Origin of the sequence: Sphingomonas sp., assembly GCF_031380695.1 — a bacterium.
Classification (GTDB): Bacteria; Pseudomonadota; Alphaproteobacteria; order Sphingomonadales; family Sphingomonadaceae; genus Sphingomicrobium.
Genome location: NZ_JANMWY010000223.1, coordinates 1 through 1,939 on the forward strand (window position 1 = coordinate 1; position 1,939 = coordinate 1,939).

Annotated in this window: 3 protein-coding genes; 1 reads left to right on the forward strand and 2 read right to left on the reverse strand. The window is 67.5% G+C overall.

Translation table 11 applies throughout. The features are described 5' to 3' along the window. Positions 1-216: Hsp70 family protein (locus RMN84_RS07980; RefSeq protein ID WP_309611646.1), on the reverse strand; the 216-nt coding region annotated here is incomplete at its 3' end. A 142-nt stretch (positions 217-358) separates the two neighbouring features. Here RMN84_RS07980 and RMN84_RS07985 point away from each other — a divergent pair. After that, the gene (locus tag RMN84_RS07985) at positions 359-1,585 is read left to right on the forward strand and encodes a glycosyltransferase family 87 protein (RefSeq protein WP_309611647.1); all 1,227 of its coding nucleotides are present in this window, start codon (positions 359-361) and stop codon (positions 1,583-1,585) included. Here RMN84_RS07985 and RMN84_RS07990 read toward each other — a convergent pair. Next, positions 1,514-1,939 (reverse strand): SDR family oxidoreductase (locus RMN84_RS07990; RefSeq protein WP_309611648.1); only part of this gene is annotated, 426 nt, incomplete at its 5' end. The genes RMN84_RS07985 and RMN84_RS07990 overlap by 72 nt on opposite strands.

Consider the following 1,939-nt stretch of genomic DNA (forward strand, 5'->3'; position numbering starts at 1 on the left):
CAGGCGCTTGACCGCGAAGATCGTATTGTCGGGATTGGTCACCGACTGGCGCTTCGCGGGCTGGCCGATCAGCCGCTCGCCATCCTTGGTAAAGGCGACCACCGACGGCGTCGTGCGCGCGCCTTCGCTATTCTCGATGACCTTGGGCTTGCCGCCTTCCATCACCGCGACGCAGCTGTTGGTCGTGCCCAGATCGATACCGATCACTTTTGCCATATTCTAAAATCCCTCTTGACCCGGTGGGCCGCTCCCGGCGGTCCCGCCTTTGATTACGAAGGCGATATAGGGGGCGTTGGACCAGCGACAAGGTTTGGGCCTGCGTTGCAATTTGTCAGTTATTTGCCGCTAGGGGATGCGCATGTTGGGGATATTCAGAAGCGGCGACTGGTTGACGCACGAGCGGGTGCGGCGGATCGCCGTCGTCTGCCTGATCGTCAGCATCGCCAGCGTCGCCTATCTGCTCGCCACGGCGCACGGCACGCTCGACTGGAAGGGCCGACCGATCGGGACCGATTACAGCGAAGTCTATGCCGCCGGGCGCATGGCGTGGGACGGCGCGGCGGCCAAGGTGTGGGACTGGCCGACCCATTTCCGCGTGCAGCAGGGCCTTCACGGTTCGACCAGTGTCGACCTCTACGCCTGGCATTACCCGCCGCCGTTCCTGTTCGTCGCGATGACGATTGCAACGCTGCCCTATCTCCCGGCGCTGATCGCGTGGCAGGCGGCGACGCTGGTCCCGTTCCTGCTCATGATCCGGCGGATCGTCGGCCGGAGCGACGCCTGGCTGTTCGTCCTCGCCGCGCCGGTCACGCTGATCTGCGTCACGCACGGGCACAATGGCTTCCTAACCGGGCTGCTGCTCGGCGGCGGGTTGATGCTGCTCGACCGGCGACCGATCGCGGCCGGGCTGCTGTTCGGCTGCCTGGTCTACAAGCCGCAGTTCGCGGTCGTCATCCCACCTCTGCTGCTGGTCACGCTCAACTGGCGCGCAATCCTCGGTGCGGCCATCTCGTCGTTCGGCTTGATCGCGCTGACCCTGGCGATGTGGGGCCGCGACGTGTGGGACGCCTTCTTCGCCAGCCTCCCGCTGACCCGCCACATCATCATCGAGGAAGGCCGCACCGGCTGGTACAAGATCATGAGCGCGTTCAGCGCGGTGCGCAGCTGGGGCGGCGGCATCCCGCTCGCCTATGCCGTGCAGGCGGTGGTCACGGTCGCGGCCGTCGGCGCGACCTTATGGCTCGCCCGCACCGCCCGCCCCGCCCTGCGCAATGCCGCCGTCAGCGCAGCCGTGCTGCTCTCGACGCCCTATGTCCTCGACTATGACTTCGTCGTCCTCGGCCTCGGTATCGCCTGGCTGTGGTGCGATGGCGAGGAGCATGGCTTCGGCCCGTGGCAGCGAACCCTGCTCGCCTGCGCCTGGATCGCCCCGCTGTTCGCCCGCGGGGTAGCGCAGTTCACCTTCATCCCGCTCGGCTGGCTGAGCGCGGTGGCCGTGCTCGCGATCGCCGTCTCACGGCATCGCCATCCCGCCGTTGACGTGGATCGTCTGCCCGGTGACATAGCCGGCCTCGCGGCTCGCTAGATAGGCCACCGCCGCGCCGATATCGGCCCCCTCGCCCATCGCGCCCAGCGGGATCCGCGACAGGATCGCCGCCTTCTGCGCTTCGTTCAGCGCCTCGGTCATCGCCGAGGTCATGAACCCCGGCGCGACGCAATTGACCGTGATCCCGCGGCTCGCCAGCTCCTGCGCGACCGCCTTGGTCATGCCCTCCAGCCCGGCCTTCGACGCCACATAATTGGCCTGCCCCGGATTACCCGTCTGCCCGACCACCGATGTCACCGACACGATCCGCCCGAACCGCGCCTTCATCATCGGCCGCGCCGCCGCGCGCATCAGGCGGAAGGCGGCGGTGAGGTTGACCGCGATGACCTCGTC

Coding starts and splice junctions, on each gene's coding strand:
- RMN84_RS07985 (WP_309611647.1), top strand. CDS start 359: ATGTTGGGGATATTCAGAAGCGGCGACTGGTTGACGCACGAGCGGGTG.